Genomic DNA, 20,262 nt, shown 5'->3' with positions numbered 1-20,262 from the left:
GGCAGTTTTCTTATGATTGACGCGGTCCAAATGTGGGAGCGGGCTTGCCCGCGATGGCGATGTGTCAGTCACCGTAGATGTCGCCTGAAAGACCGCTATCGCGGGCAAGCCCGCTCCCACATTTGATTGCATTCCACATCGCTTACAGGGATGTCTTGGCGGCGACAGGGCTGGTTTTGCGTTTGGCGCACAGCCCGTAATACAACACCCCGCCCAACGCCGAGCCGGTGAACCAGCCATAGCTGTAGAACCAACTGAAGGCATCGCTGCCCAGCGACAGCAAGGTCAGCACCACCGGCACACCAAACGCGATAAACCCCGCCGTATTCCACGCCGGGTACACGTCATCACGGTACAACCCCGCCAGGTCCAGTTGCTGGCGGCGAATCAGGAAATAGTCCACCACCATGATCCCGGCAATCGGCCCCAACAGGCTCGAATAACCGAGCAACCAGTTGGAATACACGGTCTCCAGGCTGACATCGGACACGATCAGGCCGAGTTTTTTCAGCAACTCGTGGGCCATCAGCGCCAGCCCCACCAGGCCGGTGAGCACCACGGCGGTGGTGCGGTTGATCAGCTTGGGCGCAATGTTCTGGAAGTCATTGGTGGGCGAGACAATATTCGCCGCCGTGTTGGTCGACAGCGTGGCAATGATGATCAACGCCATTGCCACCGCCACCCACACCGGGCTCTGGATATGCCCGATCAGGGTCACCGGGTCGGAGACGCTGACCCCCACCAGTTTCACCGAGGCGGCGGTCATGATCACACCCAAGGCGGCGAACAGGAACATGGTCAGCGGCAGGCCGAAAATCTGCCCCAGGATCTGGTCTTTCTGGCTTTTGGCATAACGGCTGAAATCAGGAATATTCAGGGACAAGGTGGCCCAGAAACCGACCATCGCAGTCAGCCCGGCCATAAAGTAGCCTGTCAGGCTCGCGCCTTCGGGACGTTTGGGAGGGATCGCCATCAATTCGCTGAGCGACACATTGGGCAACGCCCACACCAGCAAGCCGATGCCCACCGCCACCAGCAGCGGTGCCGACAGGGTTTCCAGCCATTTGATCGACTCGGCGCCGCGCAGCACCACCCACAGGTTCAACACCCAGAAGATCATGAAGCCGATCACCTCGCCGGTGCCGCCCAGGCTCTTCCAGCCCTCGAAAATCGAGCCGAGGAACAGGTGGATCGCCAGCCCGCCGAACATCGTCTGGATCCCGAACCAACCGCAGGCCACCAGGGCGCGGATCAGGCACGGCACATTGGAGCCGAGAATGCCGAAGGACGAGCGCAGCAGCACCGGGAACGGAATACCGTACTTGGTGCCGGGAAACGCGTTGAGCGTCAGGGGGATGAGTACCACGATATTGGCCAGCAGGATTGCCACCAATGCCTCGCCCACCGACAAGCCGAAGTACGCGGTGAGCACCCCGCCCAGGGTGTAGGTCGGCACGCAGATCGACATGCCGACCCACAGTGCGGTGATGTGCCACTTGTTCCAGGTTCGTTCGTGCACCTTGGTCGGCGCCATGTCGTGGTTGTAACGGGGGCTGTCGAGCACGTCGCTGCCGGCGTCGAGTTCATACAGGCCGTCGCGTTCGATGACTTGCGATCTGTTCTGTTGCATGGCTGCTCCACGGTTTTTTTCGAATTATTGTTGCTCATCCAGCGCTCAACGCTGGATGGCCGCAGTCCCGCATGGACAACATGACATCACGGACCCGGCCCACCGGCAGCGCACTCAATTACCGTGCCGTAGACCGTCAACCCATCCGTACCGCTTATATAACCAACTGATGTTTATCAGTTTTATCTACAGCACCGAAAAGTCCCACGTCACTTTCAACGTTACTCAGGCCAAATAACGCAGAAGTTGTCCGAACAATCAGGACTCAATCTGGTGCAACACAATTATTTTTATTACGGCCTCCCGTCAAGAGGCAACTCTCAAGCGTCTGATTTGCAATAGAAAATGTTGCTCATATTGGGAACCTGTCAAGTGCGTCAAAAGGGTGAGAGGCCGCTACATTTTGGTGACTTTTAATTTTTATCCTTAAAAATCATCTACTTATTATAAATATATGCTTATAAAAAATAATCTTGATCATTCCAAAGACTCGGGCTAGTTTCTATTCCTATCACCTGTGACAAGAATAAACCTTGCACCGTGAGCAGCACTACAACACTTAGAACTGGCATAAGCCGGTCAAGCCTCTGAGGAACTCGGCATGTCTCTGTTGATCCGTGGCGCCACCGTTGTTACCCATGATGAAAGTTATACCGCCGATGTAGTGTGCGCAGACGGTCTAATCCGCGCCATTGGCACTGGCCTGGATATTCCCGCCGGCACCGAGATACTCGATGGCAGCGGCCAATACCTGATGCCCGGCGGCATCGACCCCCATACCCATATGCAACTGCCCTTCATGGGCACCGTGGCCAGCGAGGACTTTTTCAGCGGTACGGCAGCAGGCCTGGCGGGCGGGACCACGTCGATCATCGACTTCGTGATTCCCAACCCGCAGCAGTCGTTGCTGGAGGCCTTCCACCAGTGGCGCGGCTGGGCCGAGAAGTCGGCGGCCGACTATGGGTTTCATGTGGCGATTACCTGGTGGAGCGAACAGGTGCGCGAGGAAATGGCCGAGCTGGTGAGCCACCACGGCATCAACAGCTTCAAGCATTTCATGGCCTACAAGAACGCGATCATGGCCGCCGACGACACCCTGGTCGCCAGCTTCGAGCGCTGCCTGGAACTGGGCGCGGTGCCCACCGTGCATGCGGAGAACGGCGAGCTGGTGTATCACCTGCAACGCAAGCTGATGGCCCAGGGCATCACCGGGCCCGAGGCCCACCCGCTGTCCCGGCCTTCGCAAGTGGAGGGCGAAGCCGCCAGCCGTGCAATCCGCATCGCCGAAACCCTCGGCACGCCGCTGTACCTGGTGCACGTTTCGACCCAGGAAGCCCTCGACGAAATCACCTATGCCCGCGCCAAGGGCCAGGCGGTCTATGGCGAAGTCCTGGCCGGGCACCTGCTGCTGGACGACAGCGTGTACCAGCACCCCGACTGGCAAACCGCAGCGGGCTACGTGATGAGCCCGCCCTTCCGCCCCCGCGGGCATCAAGACGCACTGTGGCGTGGCCTGCAAGCGGGTAACCTGCACACCACCGCCACCGACCACTGCTGCTTCTGTGCCGACCAAAAGGCTGCCGGGCGTGACGACTTCAGCAAGATCCCCAACGGCACCGCCGGCATCGAAGACCGCATGGCGTTGCTGTGGGACGAAGGGGTCAACACCGGGCGCCTGTCGATGCAGGAGTTTGTCGCACTGACCTCCACCAACACCGCGAAGATCTTCAACCTCTACCCGCGCAAGGGTGCGATCCGCGTCGGTGCCGATGCCGACCTGGTGCTGTGGGATCCCCAGGGTACGCGGACCATCTCGGCCAAGACCCACCACCAGCAGGTGGACTTCAACATCTTTGAAGGCAAGACCGTACGCGGCGTGCCCAGCCACACCATCAGCCAGGGCCGGCTGGTGTGGGTCGATGGCGATTTGCGCGCCGAGCGCGGTGCCGGGCGCTATGTCGAGCGGCCGGCGTATCCGCCGGTGTTCGAGCAGTTGCGCAAGCGGGCCGAGCATTCCAGGCCAGTCGCCGTAAACCGCTGACATAGCCAATCGCAGGCAAGCCAGCTCCCACCCATTGAGATATGAACCCGATCAAATGTGGGAGCGGGCTTGCCCGCGATGAAGCCCGCACAGGCAACAAAAAACCAATGCCCGCCAGAGGCAAAAAAACCGTGAGGCCATTACCGTGATCCAGACCCTGAACCACCTCCCCCACCCCGACGAAGACGGGGCGACCCTCGCCAGCCATTTCACCGACCTGGCACCGCCCCTCAATGCCCGCCAGGCCCACCTGGAAGCCTCGCGCTGCCTGTATTGCTACGACGCGCCGTGCGTCAACGCGTGCCCCAGCGAAATCGACATCCCGTCGTTTATCCGCAATATCCACACCGACAACGTCCAGGGCGCGGCGCAGAAAATCCTCTCGGCCAATATCCTCGGCGGCAGCTGTGCCCGGGTCTGTCCGACCGAAATCCTCTGCCAGCAGGCCTGTGTACGCAACCACAGCGAAGAATGCGCCCCGGTGCTGATCGGCCTGTTGCAACGCTATGCCATCGACAACGCGCACTTCGAGCAACACCCGTTCCAGCGCGCCGCCGCGACCGGCAAGCGTATCGCGGTGGTCGGCGCCGGGCCTGCGGGTTTGTCCTGTGCCCATCGCAGTGCCTTGCATGGGCATGACGTGGTGATTTTCGAGGCCCGGGAAAAGGCCGGCGGCCTCAATGAATACGGGATCGCCAAATACAAACTGGTGGATGACTTCGCCCAGCAGGAGCTGGACTTCCTGCTGCAGATCGGCGGCATCGAAATCCGCCACGGCCAGCGCCTGGGCGACAACCTGAGCCTGAGCGACCTGCACCAGCAATTCGACGCGGTGTTCCTCGGCCTGGGCCTGGCCGCCAGCAAACACCTGGGCCTGCCCCACGAGGACGCGCCCGGCCTGCTCGCCGCCACCGACTACATCCGCGAACTGCGCCAGGCCGACGACCTCAGCCAACTGCCCCTGGCCGACCGCTGCATCGTGCTCGGTGCTGGCAACACCGCCATCGACATGGCCGTGCAAATGGCGCGCCTGGGCGCACGCGATGTCAACCTGGTCTACCGCCGCGGGCTTGCCGACATGGGCGCCACTGGCCATGAGCAAGATATCGCCAAAGCCAACCAGGTCCGCCTGCTGACCTGGGCCCAACCCGACACTGTGCTGCTGGACGACCAGGGCCAGGTACGCGGCATGCGCTTTGCCCGCACACGCCTGGAAAATGGCCGCCTACACACCACCGGCGACACCTTCGAGCTGGCGGCGGATGCGATCTTCAAGGCCATCGGCCAAGGCTTTGACGAGCAGGCCTTGCACGACCCCCTGGCCCAGCAACTGCAACGCCAGGGCGAGCGGATCTTTGTCGATGCACAGCTGCAAACCAGCATCCCCGGCGTGTATGCCGGTGGCGATTGCGTCAGCCTCGGGCAAGACCTCACCGTCCAGGCCGTGCAGCACGGCAAGCTGGCCGCCGAGGCCATGCACGCTCAACTCATGCTCACTGTGGAGGCTGCGTAAATGGCCGATCTATCGATTGTGTTCGCTGGCATCAAAGCCCCCAATCCGTTCTGGCTGGCCTCCGCGCCCCCCACCGACAAGGCCTACAACGTGGTGCGCGCCTTTGAAGCCGGCTGGGGCGGCGTGGTCTGGAAAACCCTGGGCGAGGACCCGGCGGCAGTCAACGTCTCGTCCCGCTATTCGGCGCACTTTGGCGCCAACCGCGAAGTACTGGGTATCAACAATATCGAACTGATCACCGACCGCTCCCTGGAAATCAACCTGCAAGAAATCACCCAGGTGAAAAAGGACTGGCCGGACCGCGCCCTGATCGTGTCGCTGATGGTGCCATGCATCGAAGAGTCCTGGAAAAACATCCTGCCACGGGTGGAAGCCACCGGTTGCGACGGCATCGAACTGAACTTCGGTTGCCCCCACGGCATGCCGGAACGGGGCATGGGCGCGGCGGTGGGCCAGGTGCCGGAATACGTCGAACAGGTGACGCGCTGGTGCAAGACCTATTGCTCGTTGCCGGTGATCGTCAAGCTCACGCCCAATATCACCGATATCCGCGTGGCCGCCCGTGCCGCCTATCGCGGCGGGGCTGACGCGGTCTCGCTGATCAATACCATCAACTCCATCACCAGCGTCGACCTGGAGCGCATGGTCGCCCTGCCGATCGTCGGCACCCAGAGCACCCACGGCGGCTACTGCGGCTCGGCGGTCAAGCCGATTGCCTTGAACATGGTGGCTGAAATCGCCCGCGATCCCCAGACCCAGGGCCTGCCGATCTGCGGGATCGGCGGCATCGGCAACTGGCGCGATGCCGCAGAGTTCGTCGCCCTGGGCTGCGGCGCGGTGCAGGTGTGCACGGCGGCGATGTTGCATGGTTTTCGCATCGTCGACGAGATGAAGGATGGTTTGTCACGGTGGATGGACAGCCAGGGCTACAAGAGCCTGCAGGACTTTTCCGGGCGCGCGGTGGGCAACACCACAGACTGGAAATACCTGGACATCAACTACCAGGTGATCGCCAAGATTGACCAGGCGGCGTGCATCGGCTGCGGGCGCTGCCATATTGCCTGCGAAGACACCTCGCACCAGGCCATTGCCAGCCTCAAGCAGGCCGATGGGACCCACGTGTATCAAGTGATCGACGACGAATGCGTGGGCTGCAACCTGTGCCAGATCACCTGCCCGGTGGCGGACTGCATCGAGATGGTGCCGATGGACACCGGCAAGCCGTTTTTGAACTGGACCCAGGATCCACGCAACCCCTACCGAGAGGCGGTGTAGCCTTTTAAATCGCTATCGCAGGCAAGCCAGCTCCCACATTTGATCGGGTTCACACAATCAAAATGTGGGAGCTGGCTTGCCTGCGATAAGGCCCTCAACCGCACCACAAACTCAGGGCTCCAACCCGATCCCCCGCAAAATCACACTGGTCACCGTCTGCACCGCCCGCTCGAACTGCATGTCCGACAGGGCCTGATGGTCATTGAGGATCATCACCTGGTGATCGAAGTCGGCATAGTGCTGGGTCGAGGCCCAGATCATATACAGCAGGCTCGACGGCTCCACCGCCAGGATGCGTTTGTCTTCCACCCACTGGCGGATCTTCGCTTCCTTCATCTTGGCCCAGTCGTACAGGCTCGCATCCAGCGCTTCGCCAAGGGTGGGCGCGCCGTGGATGATTTCATTGGCCCAGACTTTCGAGCCATAGGGGCGGCTGCGCGAGTGCTGCATCTTCGCCCGGATATAGCTGCTGAGGACCACCCGCGGGTCATCGAACATCTCGAAGCACAGGGCGTCCTGCTTCCATACTTCCAGCAGGTCGAACAACACCGCGCTGTACAACTCGCTCTTGGTGCTGAAGTAGTAATGCAGGTTGGAGCGCGGCAGTTGCGCCTGTTCGGCAATGTCAGCCATAGCGGTGCTGCCATAGCCCTTTTCGGCGAAGACCTTTTCAGCCGCCAGCAGAATTTTTTCGACGTTGACCCGACGGATACCGATCTTGTGATTGCCCATAGGGGCTCCCTGACAACGACATGCCTGGAAGACTACCATCCGCTCTAGATCGGGGCGACAGCCTAAGTAGAAACTTCGTACACTGCCCGCTCTTCCCATTGAGAGGTAGTGCACGATGTTGATCAAGAAGACGCTGACGACAGTGACCTTGCTGGCCTCGCTGCTGGGCGCTTCGGCAGCCTTTGCCCACACCCACCTGAAAACCACCACGCCGGCGGCCGACAGCACCGTCGCCGCCCCCGCTGATCTGCGCCTGGTGTTCTCCGAGGGTGTCGAAGCCACCTTCACCAAGGTGTCCCTGAGCAAGGACGGCACTGAAGTGGCGATCAAGGGCCTGGAAACCCCGGACAAAGACAAGAAAACCCTGGTGGTGACTCCCGCCGCGCCGTTGGCTGCCGGCACCTATAAGGTCGAGTGGCACGCCGTTTCGGTCGATACCCACAAGAGCGCAGGCAGCTATAGTTTCAAGGTCGGCCAATAATCCATGACCACCCTGCTGGTGCTGTGCCGTTTCCTGCACTTCATGGCGGTGCTGCTGATGTTCGGGACCTGTGTGTTGCGCCCCTTGCTCCTGGGCCGCAAACCCCAGCCGACACTGGACCGGCGACTAGCGCGCCTCACCGGGGTGCTGGCCTGGCTGGCCCTGGGAACCGGTGTGGTGTGGTTGCTGCTGGTCAGTGCCGCCATGGCCGGCGGCGAACTGCTGGCGCTGGACCTGGCAACCGTGCAATTGGTACTGGGCAAGACCTTCTTCGGCCAGGTCTGGAGCGCGCACCTGCTCGTCAATGGCGTGTTGGTGCTGGGCCTGCTGATGCGCTGGAACCGTGCGCGCCTGCCCCTGACGGCGCTGCTCCTGGCGACCCTCGCCCCCGTGGGCCACGGCGCCATGCTCGATGGCCTGGGCGGGCAATTGCTGATCCTCAACCAGGCCGTACACCTGCTCTGCGTCGGTGCGTGGCTCGGCGGGCTGCTGCTGTTGGTCTTGATTCTGCGCCATGCGCAACAGGTGCCCCTGGAAGACATGCTGCGACGCTTCAGCGGCGTCGGCTACGGGCTGGTCGCCGGTTTGCTGGTCAGCGGGCTGATCAATATCCGTGTGCTGACCGGGCAATTCTGGCCGACCCCACTGTTCAGCGGGTTTGCCTTGATCCTGTTGATCAAGGTGCTGCTGGTGGCGGGGATGTTGGGCCTGGCATTGTTCAACCGGCTACGGATCAAGGGTTGCCAGCAGCGAGTCGGCCAGTTGCAGGCCAGCGTGTTGCTGGAATGGCTGTTGGGCGCGGCGGCCGTGGCGGCCGTTTCCCTGTTGGGCACCCTGCCACCGATGCTGTAGGAGCGCTTGCGCCCTCCTACAAGGGGCGCCATCCCTCTCAGGGCGGGCTGTTTTTCAGGCGCCCCGCCGTGTCGATACTCACCACCACCGACAGCCCCGGGCGCAGACGTTCGCCCTGTTCCTGATCCGGGTCCACCGTGATCCGCACCGGCACCCGCTGGGCGATCTTGACGAAGTTGCCGGTGGCGTTGTCCGCCTGCAACAGGCTGAACTCAGAACCGGTAGCCGGCGAAATACGCTGCACCGTGCCATGAAACTGGCGGTGGTCCAGGGCATCGACGGTAAAGGTCACCGGCTGGCCCACCTGCACATGGTCCATCTGGGTTTCTTTCATATTGGCGATCACCCACAGCTGGTTCGGCACCAGCGCCATCAACTGCGCACCGGAGTTGACATAAGCCCCCAGGCGCACGCCGATCTGCCCCAACTGGCCGTCCCGGGGGGCCAGGACGCGGGTGTTCGACAGGTCGATCCGCGCCAGCTCCACCGCCGCCTCGGCGCTGGCGACCGCGGCTTCCAGGGAACCGCGATTGACGATCACCGTCTGCAGGTCCTGGCGCGCGATCTCCAGGCTGGCCTGGGCCTGGGCCACGGCGGCGAGGGTCTGCGCGTTGGCAGCACGGGTCACGTCCAATTCGCGGCGCGACACCGAGCCGTCGCTGATCAGTTCTTCATTGCGGCGCAGGTCGGCGGTGCTTTTGCGCGCCTGGGCCTGGCTATCGACCAGGGCCGCCTGGCGCAGCTTGATGGTCGCCTCGGCGCTGTTGCGTTGTTGCACCACGTTGGCCAGGGCGGCCTGCTGTACCGCCCGTTGCGCCAGGGCCTGGTCCAGGCGCTGTTTGTAGATGCGGTCATCGAGGCGCACCAGCAAATCCCCGGCCTTGACGTGCTGGAAGTCCTGCACCGGCACCTCGAACACATAACCGCCCAGTTGCGGGCTGATGATCGTCACCTGCCCGCGCACCAGGGCGTTCTCGGTGGTTTCCACAGCGCTGCTGAACGGCGGCAATTGCCAGGCATACAACACGATCAATACGCCGACGATGGCAATGGCGGCAAAGCCCAGGGACGAGATGATGCGCACCCCCAGGGAACGCGGCTCGGTGGCCATGGCCCCGGGCGGCGTGCTGCCTTCCGGGGTGGCGGCAATGGCGTTGGTGGTCGTGGTGCTAACCGCAGGTTCTGTCATGAAGGAAGTGCGCCGCTAGGTTGAACGGAAGGTGCTGCACGGGCGGCAGCTTTCTGGGTGGTGCTCATCAGCCACAGGCTCCGGGTAAAAATCCACAGCATGGTCAATATCGCGATGATCGCGATCAGCATGAACACGTCGTTATAGGCCATGACATTGGCTTCGCGGGTGGCCGCCGTGGCCAGGCTGCGAATGCCCATCAGGTTGTGCAACTGCGGGTCGGCGATCACCGAGCCATAGGCCGAGCCGCCGCTTTGTACCCGGGCGGCGACACGCGGATCAAGCAGGGTCAGGTGTTCGACGATCATGCTCGAATGGAATTTCTCCCGCACCACCTGGAAGGTGCCGAGCAAGGCCGAACCCAGCAGCCCGCCGAGGCTCTGGCAGATCCCGAACAACACCGAGAAACTCACCAGGTTGCGGGGGTTGCTCAGCACATTGCGCATGCCCAGCACCATGGTCGGGCCGAGGAAGAAGGTCCCGCCAAACCCCAGCAGAAACTGGCTCAGGTACATGTTCTGCGGCCGCGTCAGGTTGCTGGAGAAACTGTCCATCACCGAGCCTGTGGCCATCAAGGCCAGGGAAATCACCAGGGGCATCAGCAAGTGCGCCGGGTTGATGGTCAAGGCGCTGGTGACCAGGCCGCTGATCGCCCCCAGCAGCATCACCAGGTACAGGGTGCGCATCTGCTCGCTGCTCATATTCAGCGCCTGCAGAAAACCCACCGCGCCGGTGGACTGCTCGGACAGCACCATGCGGATCAGGATCACCGCCAGGGCCAGGCGAATCATCACCCCGCCGCCCAGCCAGCGGGTCATCAACAACGGGTTGCTGCGGTTATGCTCGATGGCCAGCCCGGCCATGATCAGCACCAGGGAGCAGGCCGAGGCCACGCCAATCCACGGTGCTTCCAGCCACCAGTCGATGCGCCCCAGGGACAGCACCGCGCAGAGCAACGCCACGCCCGAGGCGAGCAGGGCGAAGGTCAGGAAGTCGAGTTTTTCAAAGGTCCTGAAGCGGTCGCCCGGTGGCAACTTGAGCAGGCACACACAGCCCAGGCAGGTCAGCGCCATGCCCAGCTCGAACAGGTACAGGCCGCGCCACTCGGCAATTTGCAGCAGGTCCTCGGAAAACAGCCGCGCCATCGGCAGGGCCAGTTGCGCGGTGCCCAGGCCCAGTACCAGGGCCTTGAGCCGCCACTTTGCCGGGAACGCCTGGACCATGTAGTACAAACCCAGGGAACTGAGGGCCGCGCCCACCATGCCGTGGGCCGCACGCACGGCAATCGCCGAGCTGAGGTCATTGACGAACAGATGGCCGAAAGTCACCAGGGCATAGAGCACCAGGAACACTTCGGTAAACGCGCGCAGGCCGAACTGCTGGCGGAACTTCACCAGCAGCAGGTTCATCGACACGTTGGTCATAACATAGGCGGCGGGCAGCCAGGCCATTTCGGCGGTGGTCGCGCCCAATGCCCCTTGCAGGTACGGCAAGTTGGCGATCACCAGCGCATTGCCCAGGCCCCCGGTAATGGCCACCAGCACACCAACCAGGGCAAAGGCCCAGCGTTTGAGCGTGGGGTGATGGGGCGTCGAGGGCGACCCCGGCAAGCTCGGACGCTCGTGGGGTTGCCAGGTGTGCGGGGTGTATTTATCCATTCGTGACCTTGATGACCGACGCACGAGGCCGGTAAACCCTGACTCAGAGCGTAGTAGACCTGAGCAGGATTCATCTTGTCATCTTTGTGGGGGCTTTAGATCCAGCCCAGCCAGCTCCAGTAGGTGGCGGCAAATACCAGCATCAACAGGTAGCCAATCAAGGTCACCAACAAGCCCACCTTGGCAAACTGGCGCGCGGTAAAGGTGCCGGTGCCCAGGCACACCATGTTCTGCGGGGCGTTGATCGGCAGGATAAAGCCATAGCTGACCACAAACCCGAGCAACATGGTCATGCCCAGCCGGCTGAAGTCCCCCGGCAGGGTTTGCAGTACGGCAATCAGGATCGGCAGCAACGCCGAGGTCAACGCGGTGGCACTGGCAAACCCCAGGTGGATCACAATCAGGAATGCACCCAGGATCGCAAACACCCCCAGCGGCCCCAGTTGATCCAGGCCGGTATGCGCCACCACCTGCGCGCCCAGCCATTGCCCGGCCTGGGTGGTGAGCAGTGCTGTGCCGAGGCTGATGCCCACACCGAACACAATCACCGTGCCCCAGGGGATGCGCGACTGCACGTCCTTCCAGGTCATCACGCCGATGCCCGGCAGTAGCAGGAACACCAGGCCGGCGTAGGTGGTGGAGGTGGTATCGAAGCTGTGCAGGCGCCCTTCCGTGGCCCAGGCCAGCAGCAGCAATACCGAGACCGTCAGCAAGCGCTTCTGCGGCCCGGTCATGGGGCCGATCTCCACCAGGGACTGCGCCACCGCCTCCTTGCCTCCGGGAATGCTATTGCTTTCCGGGGGCAACAACTTGAGCACCAGCAACAGCAATACCGCCGACATGATCAACGCCCACGGCGCTCCGGCGATCAACCAGTCGATCCACGACACGCGCTGGCCAAGCATCTTGTCCATAAAGCCCACGGTCAACAGGTTCTGCGCGGCGGCGGTCTGGATCCCGACGTTCCAGATACTGGTGCCCTGGGCAACGACGATCATGATCCCGGCAGCGATATTGGAGCGTTTGTCCACGCCAAACGCGGCAATCACCCCCATCATGATCGGCACTACGCAAGCACTGCGCGCGGTGGCGCTGGGCACTACCAGGCTGAGCAGGATGGTCACCGCAATCGCCCCCACCAGGATCCCGCGGGTGCTGGTGCCGACGCGGGTCAGGGTCACCAGGGCGATACGCCGGTCCAGGCCGGTGTGGGTCATGGCGGCGGCGATAAACAACGCACCGGCCACCAGGGCCAGGGCCGGGTTGGCAAACCCGGTGAGCGCCATGCTGATGGCCGGGCTGGAGCCGATCAGGTGCGTCGGGTCCTGCAAGGACGGCGCGGTGCCCAGCAAAAAGGCCATCAACGAGGTGATCATGATCGCACTGGCTTCGTAGGACACCGCTTCGCTGATCCACACCACCACGGCAAACGCGAGGATCGCCAGCATCCGCTGGCCCGCCACCGGCAAATCGGCGGGCAGCGGCAACAGCAGCACGCCGACCATCACCAGCACGGCGATCACCAGGCCCATGGGCAACTTGAAGGAAACAGCAGGTGTTGCGGGGGCACTCATGGAAATCTCCGGCGGCCATGACAATCAAGGCCTGGAGCATGAGGCAAAGCGTCGCGGCGGGTCTTGACAGGTATCAAGGCGCGGGCAGTTTTGCCCTGCCAGGCAAGCCTGCCCACATTTGGAGCGTATTAAACGCTGCCTTGGGGCTAGAAGGCGTTGAACAACATCCCCCCGGCCACCACGAGACACAGGCTGGCAAAGCCGATTTGCAAGGCCCGCGCCGGGACCCGCGAGCCCAGGCGCCGCCCGGCCAGCATGCCGACGATGCTGGCGCCGATAAACACCCAGCCCAGGGTGTCGATCACCACCCCGGCATGGAACGCGCCGACCACGCCAATCAGCGAGATCAGGCTGATCACCATCAATGAGGTGGCGACGATCCCGCGCATCTGCACATCGGTCAATTGCTTGAACGCCGGCACGATCAGAAAGCCGCCGCCCACACCCAGCAGGCCCGAGACCGCGCCGGTCACCGCGCCCAGGGCAGCCAGGGTCGCGGTGCATTTGGCGGTCCAGGAAAAACGCCCGGTCTGCTGATCGAGCATGCAGTTCTTCTGCCCCCAGGACGCGGCACCGTGGTCGCTGGGGCCGGCCTCGACCTTCTCGCGCCGCAGCATGCGCCAGGCCACCAGCACCATCAGCGCGCTGAACAGGCCCATCAGGATCTTGTCCGGCAACTGATGGGCAAAAAACACCCCCAGGGGCGAAAACAGCGCGCCGAGCAAGGCAATCAGCAAGGCCGCACGATACCGCACCAGGCCATGGCGCAAACCATCCAACGCCCCCACCGCCGCCGCCGCCCCCACCGCGAACAGTGACACCGGCGCCGCTTCGGTCATGGTCAAGCCCAGCCCCAGCACCAACGCCGGCACCCCCAGAATCCCGCCCCCGGCCCCAGTCAGGCCCATGACCAACCCCATCATCACACCAAAGAAACTAGCCAGCAGCATAGGGGTCTCTCACTCCACCTTGGCCAGGCGGGTCAGCCATTCGCGGCCCTTGAGCATGCCGTTCCAGTAGAACCATGGCAGCAGGGTCGCCTTCAAAAACCATGCCGAACGCCGCGCCACGGTGGGGTCCAGGGGGAAAGTCGGCAACAGCCGGCCGCCATAACCGAACTCGGCCAGCACCACCTTGCCGCGCTCCACGGTCAGCGGGCAGGAGCCATAGCCGTCGTACTTGAGCGGCAGCGGCGCCTGTTTGCGCAGGGCCAACAGGTTCTCGGCCACCACCACGATTTGCTTGCGCACTGCCGCCGCTGTCTTGGCATTACTGGTGGAACACACATCGCCCAGGGCGAAGATCTGCGGGTAGCGCACGTGTTGCAGGCTATGGGGGTCGATCTCGCACCAGCCAGCGGCATCGGCCAGCGGGCTGTGGCGGATAAAGTCCGGGGCCACTTGCGGCGGCACGACGTGCAGCAGGTCAAAGGATTTTTCCTCGATGCGGACCGTGCCCTCGGCGTCCTTGACCTCGAACCAGGCCTTGCGCGCCGGGCCATCGACCTTGATCAGGTTGGAATTGAAGGCCAACTGCGCGCCGTATTTCTCGACATAGTTCATCAGCGGCGGCACAAAGGTCGCCACGCCAAACAGCGCGGCACCGGCCAGGTTGAATTCGACGTCGATACTGTTCAGGTCACCCTGCCTGAGCCAATGATCGCAAGACAGGTACAGGGCCTTTTGCGGCGCCCCCGCGCATTTGATCGGCATGGCCGGCTGGGTGAAGATCGCCTTGCCGCCCTTGAGCTGTTGCACCAGTTGCCAAGTGTAGGGCGCGTGCTGGTAGCTGTAGTTGGAGGTGACGCCGTTGTGGCCCAGGGTCTGCTCCAGGCCTTCGATTTTTTCCCAGGCCAGGCGCAGGCCGGGGCACACGATAAGGTTGTTCCAGGTCACGCGCTGGCCGCTGTCGAGCACCAGGGTCTGTTCGTCGGGCAGCAATTGGCTGACCGCCGCCTGCACCCAGGTCACGCCATCGGGCAGCACCTGGGCCATGGGCCGCATGGTCTTGCGAATGTCATGGGCGCCGCCGCCCACCAGGGTCCAGGCGGGTTGGTAGTAGTGTTCGGCGTTGGGTTCGATCAGGGTGATATTCAGGTGCGGGTCGCGCTTGAGCAGGCTGGCCAGCAGGCCGATGCCTGCCGAGCCGCCGCCGATGACCACGATGTCGCCACTGATGGTCGGTCCCCAGTGTTGGTCGTTCATAGTCCGGGCCTTTCTTAGGTTGACAATGCACACAAGGGTCGTTGCCGCGTGGCGTCACGCCCCGTTCGTAAGCGATTCTTTGCCTCGGATCGCTCGTTTCACTTAAGCTCGCAAGCCTATGTGGAAATCACTTTGAATGTAAGCTGCTATTAGCTACCCAGGACACTGTCATGCCCGCGTTGATTCAATCTTTTCTGGACGAGGCGTCGTCAACCTACACCTACGTCGTCTATGAAACGGACGGCAGCCCCTGTGCCATCGTGGATTCAGTGCTCAACTACGACCCGGCCTCGGGGCGCACCGACACGGCCCAGGCCGACCAGGTGATTGCCTTCGTCCGTGAGCACGACCTGCGGGTGCAATGGCTGCTGGAAACCCACGCCCACGCCGATCACCTATCCGCCGCGCCCTACCTGCGCCGCACGTTGGGCGGCAAGATCGCCATCGGCCAGTCCATCAGCCAGGTGCAGGACGTGTTCAAGAACCTGTTCAACCTGGAGCCGGCGTTCCGCGCCGACGGCTCGCAGTTCGACCACCTGTTCGCCCCCAACGAGGTGTTCCATATCGGCCAGCTCAAGGCCCAGGCCCTGCACGTGCCCGGCCACACGCCGGCGGACATGGCCTACCTGGTCGACGACCAGTTGATCCTGGTAGGCGACACCCTGTTCATGCCCGACGTCGGCACCGCCCGCTGTGACTTCCCCGGCGGCGATGCGCGGCAGTTGTATGCCTCGATGCGCAAGTTGCTGGCCTTCCCCGCCGACACCCGGCTGTACGTATGCCACGACTATCCGCCCGAAGGCCGCGAGGCCAAATGCCTGACCAGTGTCGCGGAACAACGCGCAGGCAATATCCATGTGCATGACGGGGTGGATGAGGCTGCGTTTGTGCAGATGCGCACGAAGCGGGACGCCGGGCTGGGAATGCCGACGCTGTTGCTGCCGGCGATCCAGGTGAATGTGCGGGCCGGGCATCTGCCCCCGGCAGAAGACAATGGCGTGGTGTATTTGAAGATACCGCTCAACCAACTATGACCTGCTACGCCGGGCTTCAACTGAAGTAGGAGCCCTTGGGCTCGGGCAAGCCCGACCACAGTTCGTCGATCTGCTTGAAGCCCCAGTCCTCGATATTCTCGCGGCCGACAATCTTGTCGCGCCGGTCGGCCAGGTTCACCACAGCCTGGACAATGGGCAACCGGGAACGCGCCGAAAAGAACACTTTGACCACCGGGGTGAGCAACGATTTCTGGTTTTGCTCGATCACCACACCGATACGCCCGCTCTCCAGGCGCACCAGGGCGCCAACCGGGTAGATCCCAACGCACCGGACAAACGCCTGGAACACCCGCTCATCAAAATGGCCTTTCCACTCGGCCATTTTCTGGATGGCATCGGCCGGCCCCCAGCCCTGTTTATAGGGGCGCTCTGAAGTCACCGCGTCGTACACATCACACACCGCGCCCATTTGTGCAAACAGGCTGATCTGGTGCTGGTGCAGGCCGTGGGGATAGCCCTCGCCGTTGCACTTTTCATGGTGATGCAGGCACACATCCAGCACCATGTCGCTGATATGCGCACTGTTGCGCAACAGGTTCACCCCTTCCTGCGGGTGGCTGCGCACAATGTCGAACTCGGCATCCGTGAGTTTGCCGGTTTTACTTAAAATGCCCTCCGGGATGACCATCTTCCCGACATCGTGGAACAACCCTGCCAGCCCTGCTTCCTGGACCAACTCCGGCGCCAGCCCCAACTGCCGGGCCAGCGCGATCATCAAGCCACTGACCGCCACCGAATGCATGTAGGTGTATTCATCGGCCTGCTTCAAGCGGGCCAGGCTGATCAGGGCATGGGGGTGGCGCATGATTGATTGGGAGATTTCCTCGACCACGCTGGCCACGCGAGTCGGTTCGATCGCCCCGCCCATGCGCAGGTCATTGAACATTTCAACCACGGCCCCCTTGGCCACGGCGCACACCTTGGCAGCACGCACCACCTCGGCCTTCATGTCGGCACGCGGGGGCACCACAGAGCGTGCTGGCGCAGTGGTTTTAGGCACAACCGCAGGCGAATGCGGCTGTTCGCCCGACGGCACGTCAGCCCCCTTTTCGGTATTGATCCAGACGTTCTGGACCCGTGACTGCCGCAAACGCTGCAGGTCTTGCGGTTGGGTCAGCAAAAAACTGCTTTTCCAAAAACCATGGTCGGTCCAGGCGCCCTCCATTTTGTGGACATACATACCCAGCCTGACTTGAGAAGCAGGAATGCGTTTCAACATAAGCCTTCCCCCACTGATCAGGAGCAAACAACCCGCTGGCCTCGACTCAGCTCACAGAAAACTTCGAGACTATTTGCTTGAGATCAACCGCCAGCTTCGATAGTTCATTACTGGCGATAGACGTCTGGCCTGCGGCCGACGAGCTCTGGATGGACAGGTCACGGATGCTGATCAGGTTCTGATCGACAGAGCGTGCAACATGGGCCTGTTCTTCCGATGCGGTGGCGATCAGCAGGTTTCTTTCATTGATATCCTCAATAGCCTGGGTGATTTGGGTAATCGCCGCCCCCGCTTCATGGGCGATCCTCAACGAATCCACTGCTTCAGTTCGGTTCATCCCCATCGAGAGCACGGCCTCGCTGGAACAGCTCTGGATTTTCGCGATCATCTGCTCGATTTCCTGGGTCGAGGTCTGCGTTCTGTGGGCCAGCGCCCTGACTTCGTCGGCCACCACCGCAAAGCCTCGCCCCTGCTCGCCAGCCCGGGCCGCCTCGATGGCCGCATTCAGCGCCAGCAGGTTGGTTTGTTCGGCAATGGAGCGGATGACTTCCACGACCCGGGCAATGTCCTGCGCCTGTTTGGCCAGGCCCTCTACTTCGACCCCGGTTTGCTGGACCGTGGCGCTCAACTTCTCAATCGAGGCGATGGTCTGGGTCACACGCTCCTGGCCGACTTGCGCCGAACGCTGGGAGTCCTGGGTCGATTGGGAGGCGGAGACGGCATTACGGGCCACTTCCTCGACTGCGGCGGTCATCTGATTGACGGCCGTGGCAGCCTGGTCCGTTTCCATACTTTGCCGTTCAATACCGGCAGTGGACTCCTTGGTGATCGAACTCATCTCTTCGGCAGCCGAGGCCAGTTGGCCGGACGCTTCAGATATATGTTGCAGAGTACTTTTCAAACTCATCTGCATCGCTGCGGTGGACTGTTGCAAGTCTGTCAGTTCGTCCTTACCGCTGATCTGGATGGCGACACGCAAGTCGCCCTGGGCAATCTTGGCCGTCGAGGCCAACAGTTCGCCAACCGGCACGATGATACTTTTGGCAAACAGCCGCCCGACCACGATGGCCAACAGCACCGAAGCCACCATCAGTATTACGGTAAACAATCGGGCAGCATTATATTCGTGGGCGGCGACAGTCACCGCCACTTGGGCGCCCCGCTCATTGATGGCCACTAACTCCCCCATCAAAGACTGGAGTTTAAGTGCCAGGGGGCTGGTGTAGTCACGGAAAAACACACTCAGGTCCGCCATCGAATGCGAACTGTCCATGGCCAGCAACTCATCAACCTTTACGTTATATTCTTCTATCCCCCGCACAACCTCATCGTATTTGTTTTTCTCTTCAGGGCTGGAGATGTACTTAACATAATCCTCTGTCATTTTAACCAATGTTGTTTCGGCCTCTTTGACCGAGCCGATCGAAGTGGAACTAAGCCGATTATCATCCAGTGCAAACCTGCGCAACTCCAGGCGCAGTTTCAACAGACTACTGTCCATCTTTCCAGCCTGACGAATACTGGGCAGCCAGTCGGTTTCTATCTCGACAGTGGACGAATAGACCTTGTCGACTTTTACCAGCGTCATTCCTCCCTGTATCAAGAGCAACAGGCATACCACGCCAAAACATAGGGTGGTACGTGAGTTCAACCTTATCGATCTCATTGACATGGCAATTCCCCTAGGCTTCTCTGGCTCAAGGACCTCTACACAGCCCCAGCGACATCAGTGTGTGGACCGTACTGTGAAAAAAATGTAGGCCCGTTGGTTTTTATAGGCTCGGCAAATAAAAAAGATCGCTACACCTACTGCTTAGCTAACTAACCATGCAACGCAACAACCCGCCCGATGTTATCAAGGTGCATAATTCAAGTTGGCGAGGGCATACACCGCATTACAGGAGCGGTCACAGTTATTTCCCACCGTTTCCAGGTGGCGCCTGAGGGACTCGCTGGTTTGTGGTGCAAGTTGCCCCATTTCCTTTATCAGCGCTGCCATATCTTCCAGCGCCGCAATGATGGACAGTTGGGTAAGGTTGAAGTCATAAAGGGCACGATAGACTAACTCTTCATTCTCCATGACTCAGCCTCCCGATTAAAATCTGAGCTTAGCAGGTCCATTGCTGCCCGTAGGGATAAGCAAACTTTAAATAAATCCTCGTTTGCCAGGCGTTGCCATTTGATTGATTTTCTTCAACTTAACACCCAAATGAGTAGCGTCTGATCACAGGCAACCCAGCCGCCCGCGCCTCTTACGCCTTACCCCAGGCTCAAGCCATTGGCCGGCAATGGCAGCGCCGTCTTGTAGCGCACCTGCTTGAGGGCAAAGCTGGAGCGGATATTCGCCACCCCCGGGACCTTGGTCAGAAAATCCATCATAAAGCGCTCCAGGGACTGGATGGTCGGCACCAGCACCCGGATCAGGTAGTCCGGGTCGCCGGCCATCAGGTAGCACTCCATCACCTCCGGCCGGTCGGAAATCGCCCCCTCGAACTGTTGCAACGCCAGTTCATTCTGTTTTTCCAGGCTGACGTGGATAAACACGTTGACGTGCAACCCCAGCAAATCGGCGTCCAGCAGCGTGACCTGGTCACGGATCAGGCCCAGTTCTTCCATGGCCTTGACCCGGTTGAAACACGGCGTGGGCGACAGGTTGACCGAGCGTGCGAGGTCGGCGTTGGTGATACGGGCATTCTCCTGAAGGCTGTTGAGAATCCCGATATCGATACGGTCCAGTTTGCGCATGAGACAAAACCACCTGTTTATTATGTTTATGCAGATTTTTTATCCGCAAATGATCTCAGGCGCAACCAAACAGAGATAAATATTCTCCCCGGCC

Annotated in this window: 17 protein-coding genes; 6 read left to right on the top strand and 11 right to left on the bottom strand. The window is 61.5% G+C overall.

Annotated elements, in window-relative coordinates:
* Positions 1-142 precede the first annotated feature (142 nt).
* Positions 143-1,630, bottom strand: a complete 1,488-nt coding sequence (locus BLL38_RS11110; RefSeq protein ID WP_076962620.1) for an NCS1 family nucleobase:cation symporter-1 — start codon at positions 1,628-1,630, stop codon at positions 143-145.
* Positions 1,631-2,231: 601 nt separating this feature from the next.
* Here BLL38_RS11110 and hydA point away from each other — a divergent pair.
* The 3 genes from hydA to preA all read left to right on the top strand — a co-directional run bounded on the left by hydA (position 2,232) and on the right by preA (position 6,459).
* Positions 2,232-3,671: a dihydropyrimidinase gene (gene hydA, locus BLL38_RS11105; protein ID WP_076962619.1), complete on the top strand. Its 1,440-nt coding sequence runs from the start codon at positions 2,232-2,234 to the stop codon at positions 3,669-3,671.
* Between the two features lie 145 nt (positions 3,672-3,816).
* On the top strand, positions 3,817-5,184 hold the full coding sequence (locus BLL38_RS11100) for an NAD(P)-dependent oxidoreductase (RefSeq protein WP_076962618.1): 1,368 nt from the start codon (positions 3,817-3,819) through the stop codon (positions 5,182-5,184).
* The gene (preA, locus tag BLL38_RS11095; RefSeq protein ID WP_076962617.1) at positions 5,185-6,459 is read left to right on the top strand and encodes an NAD-dependent dihydropyrimidine dehydrogenase subunit PreA; all 1,275 of its coding nucleotides are present in this window, start codon (positions 5,185-5,187) and stop codon (positions 6,457-6,459) included.
* Between the two features lie 111 nt (positions 6,460-6,570).
* Here the strand turns inward: preA and BLL38_RS11090 are convergent, their stop codons facing one another.
* Positions 6,571-7,191 (bottom strand): TetR/AcrR family transcriptional regulator, encoded by a 621-nt coding sequence (locus BLL38_RS11090; RefSeq protein ID WP_029298440.1) that lies wholly within the window; start codon positions 7,189-7,191, stop codon positions 6,571-6,573.
* A gap of 115 nt (positions 7,192-7,306) precedes the next feature.
* Here BLL38_RS11090 and copC point away from each other — a divergent pair, with 115 nt between their 5' ends.
* A complete protein-coding gene (gene copC, locus BLL38_RS11085; RefSeq protein ID WP_076962616.1) occupies positions 7,307-7,672 on the top strand; it encodes a copper homeostasis periplasmic binding protein CopC in 366 nt (121 codons plus the stop codon).
* Between the two features lie 3 nt (positions 7,673-7,675).
* On the top strand, positions 7,676-8,524 hold the full coding sequence (gene copD, locus BLL38_RS11080) for a copper homeostasis membrane protein CopD (protein WP_076962615.1): 849 nt from the start codon (positions 7,676-7,678) through the stop codon (positions 8,522-8,524).
* Between the two features lie 37 nt (positions 8,525-8,561).
* Here copD and BLL38_RS11075 read toward each other — a convergent pair whose 3' ends face one another.
* The 5 genes from BLL38_RS11075 to BLL38_RS11055 form a co-directional block, all read right to left on the bottom strand.
* Positions 8,562-9,713 (bottom strand): HlyD family secretion protein, encoded by a 1,152-nt coding sequence (locus BLL38_RS11075; RefSeq protein ID WP_076962614.1) that lies wholly within the window; start codon positions 9,711-9,713, stop codon positions 8,562-8,564.
* On the bottom strand, positions 9,710-11,371 hold the full coding sequence (locus BLL38_RS11070) for an MFS transporter (protein WP_076962613.1): 1,662 nt from the start codon (positions 11,369-11,371) through the stop codon (positions 9,710-9,712). Before BLL38_RS11070 ends, BLL38_RS11075 begins: the two co-directional genes overlap by 4 nt.
* Before the next feature lie 95 nt (positions 11,372-11,466).
* Positions 11,467-12,945 (bottom strand): DASS family sodium-coupled anion symporter, encoded by a 1,479-nt coding sequence (locus BLL38_RS11065; protein WP_076962612.1) that lies wholly within the window; start codon positions 12,943-12,945, stop codon positions 11,467-11,469.
* 146 nt (positions 12,946-13,091) lie between these two features.
* Positions 13,092-13,895: a sulfite exporter TauE/SafE family protein gene (locus tag BLL38_RS11060; RefSeq protein ID WP_076962611.1), complete on the bottom strand. Its 804-nt coding sequence runs from the start codon at positions 13,893-13,895 to the stop codon at positions 13,092-13,094.
* Between the two features lie 9 nt (positions 13,896-13,904).
* Positions 13,905-15,149 (bottom strand): NAD(P)/FAD-dependent oxidoreductase, encoded by a 1,245-nt coding sequence (locus BLL38_RS11055; protein WP_076962610.1) that lies wholly within the window; start codon positions 15,147-15,149, stop codon positions 13,905-13,907.
* A gap of 170 nt (positions 15,150-15,319) precedes the next feature.
* Between BLL38_RS11055 and BLL38_RS11050 the strand changes: the two genes are divergently transcribed.
* Entirely contained in the window at positions 15,320-16,183 is an 864-nt protein-coding gene (locus BLL38_RS11050; RefSeq protein WP_076962609.1) for an MBL fold metallo-hydrolase, read from the top strand.
* 16 nt (positions 16,184-16,199) lie between these two features.
* On the opposite strand, the gene BLL38_RS11045 is transcribed toward BLL38_RS11050, so the two are convergent.
* From BLL38_RS11045 to bkdR, 4 genes are all read right to left on the bottom strand, one after another.
* Positions 16,200-17,423, bottom strand: coding sequence for a cyclic di-GMP phosphodiesterase (locus tag BLL38_RS11045; RefSeq protein WP_076962608.1), 1,224 nt, complete (start codon positions 17,421-17,423; stop codon positions 16,200-16,202).
* 46 nt (positions 17,424-17,469) lie between these two features.
* Positions 17,470-19,095 carry a methyl-accepting chemotaxis protein gene (locus BLL38_RS11040; RefSeq protein WP_076962607.1) on the bottom strand — a complete coding sequence of 542 codons (1,626 nt, stop codon included), beginning with the start codon at positions 19,093-19,095 and terminating at the stop codon, positions 17,470-17,472.
* Between the two features lie 183 nt (positions 19,096-19,278).
* Positions 19,279-19,503: a hypothetical protein gene (locus BLL38_RS11035; protein WP_076962606.1), complete on the bottom strand. Its 225-nt coding sequence runs from the start codon at positions 19,501-19,503 to the stop codon at positions 19,279-19,281.
* A 179-nt stretch (positions 19,504-19,682) separates the two neighbouring features.
* Positions 19,683-20,168: a Bkd operon transcriptional regulator BkdR gene (bkdR, locus tag BLL38_RS11030; protein ID WP_076962605.1), complete on the bottom strand. Its 486-nt coding sequence runs from the start codon at positions 20,166-20,168 to the stop codon at positions 19,683-19,685.
* Positions 20,169-20,262 lie beyond the last annotated feature (94 nt).

This window comes from Pseudomonas gessardii (genome assembly GCF_001983165.1).
In the GTDB taxonomy this organism is placed as follows: Bacteria; Pseudomonadota; Gammaproteobacteria; order Pseudomonadales; family Pseudomonadaceae; genus Aquipseudomonas; species Aquipseudomonas gessardii.
The sequence above is the reverse complement of the archived record's forward strand: the minus strand, read 5'-3'. Positions and strand labels throughout refer to the sequence as shown.

Excerpts from the sequence above, each read along its gene's own strand:
- BLL38_RS11110 (WP_076962620.1), bottom strand. The coding sequence starts at position 1,630 with ATGCAACAGAACAGATCGCAAGTCATCGAACGCGACGGCCTGTATGAA.
- hydA (WP_076962619.1), top strand. The coding sequence starts at position 2,232 with ATGTCTCTGTTGATCCGTGGCGCCACCGTTGTTACCCATGATGAAAGT.
- preA (WP_076962617.1), top strand. The coding sequence starts at position 5,185 with ATGGCCGATCTATCGATTGTGTTCGCTGGCATCAAAGCCCCCAATCCG.
- BLL38_RS11090 (WP_029298440.1), bottom strand. The coding sequence starts at position 7,191 with ATGGGCAATCACAAGATCGGTATCCGTCGGGTCAACGTCGAAAAAATT.
- copC (WP_076962616.1), top strand. The coding sequence starts at position 7,307 with ATGTTGATCAAGAAGACGCTGACGACAGTGACCTTGCTGGCCTCGCTG.
- copD (WP_076962615.1), top strand. The coding sequence starts at position 7,676 with ATGACCACCCTGCTGGTGCTGTGCCGTTTCCTGCACTTCATGGCGGTG.
- BLL38_RS11075 (WP_076962614.1), bottom strand. The coding sequence starts at position 9,713 with ATGACAGAACCTGCGGTTAGCACCACGACCACCAACGCCATTGCCGCC.
- BLL38_RS11070 (WP_076962613.1), bottom strand. The coding sequence starts at position 11,371 with ATGGATAAATACACCCCGCACACCTGGCAACCCCACGAGCGTCCGAGC.
- BLL38_RS11065 (WP_076962612.1), bottom strand. The coding sequence starts at position 12,945 with ATGAGTGCCCCCGCAACACCTGCTGTTTCCTTCAAGTTGCCCATGGGC.
- BLL38_RS11060 (WP_076962611.1), bottom strand. The coding sequence starts at position 13,895 with ATGCTGCTGGCTAGTTTCTTTGGTGTGATGATGGGGTTGGTCATGGGC.
- BLL38_RS11055 (WP_076962610.1), bottom strand. The coding sequence starts at position 15,149 with ATGAACGACCAACACTGGGGACCGACCATCAGTGGCGACATCGTGGTC.
- BLL38_RS11050 (WP_076962609.1), top strand. The coding sequence starts at position 15,320 with ATGCCCGCGTTGATTCAATCTTTTCTGGACGAGGCGTCGTCAACCTAC.
- BLL38_RS11045 (WP_076962608.1), bottom strand. The coding sequence starts at position 17,423 with ATGTTGAAACGCATTCCTGCTTCTCAAGTCAGGCTGGGTATGTATGTC.
- BLL38_RS11040 (WP_076962607.1), bottom strand. The coding sequence starts at position 19,095 with ATGTCAATGAGATCGATAAGGTTGAACTCACGTACCACCCTATGTTTT.
- BLL38_RS11035 (WP_076962606.1), bottom strand. The coding sequence starts at position 19,503 with ATGGAGAATGAAGAGTTAGTCTATCGTGCCCTTTATGACTTCAACCTT.
- bkdR (WP_076962605.1), bottom strand. The coding sequence starts at position 20,168 with ATGCGCAAACTGGACCGTATCGATATCGGGATTCTCAACAGCCTTCAG.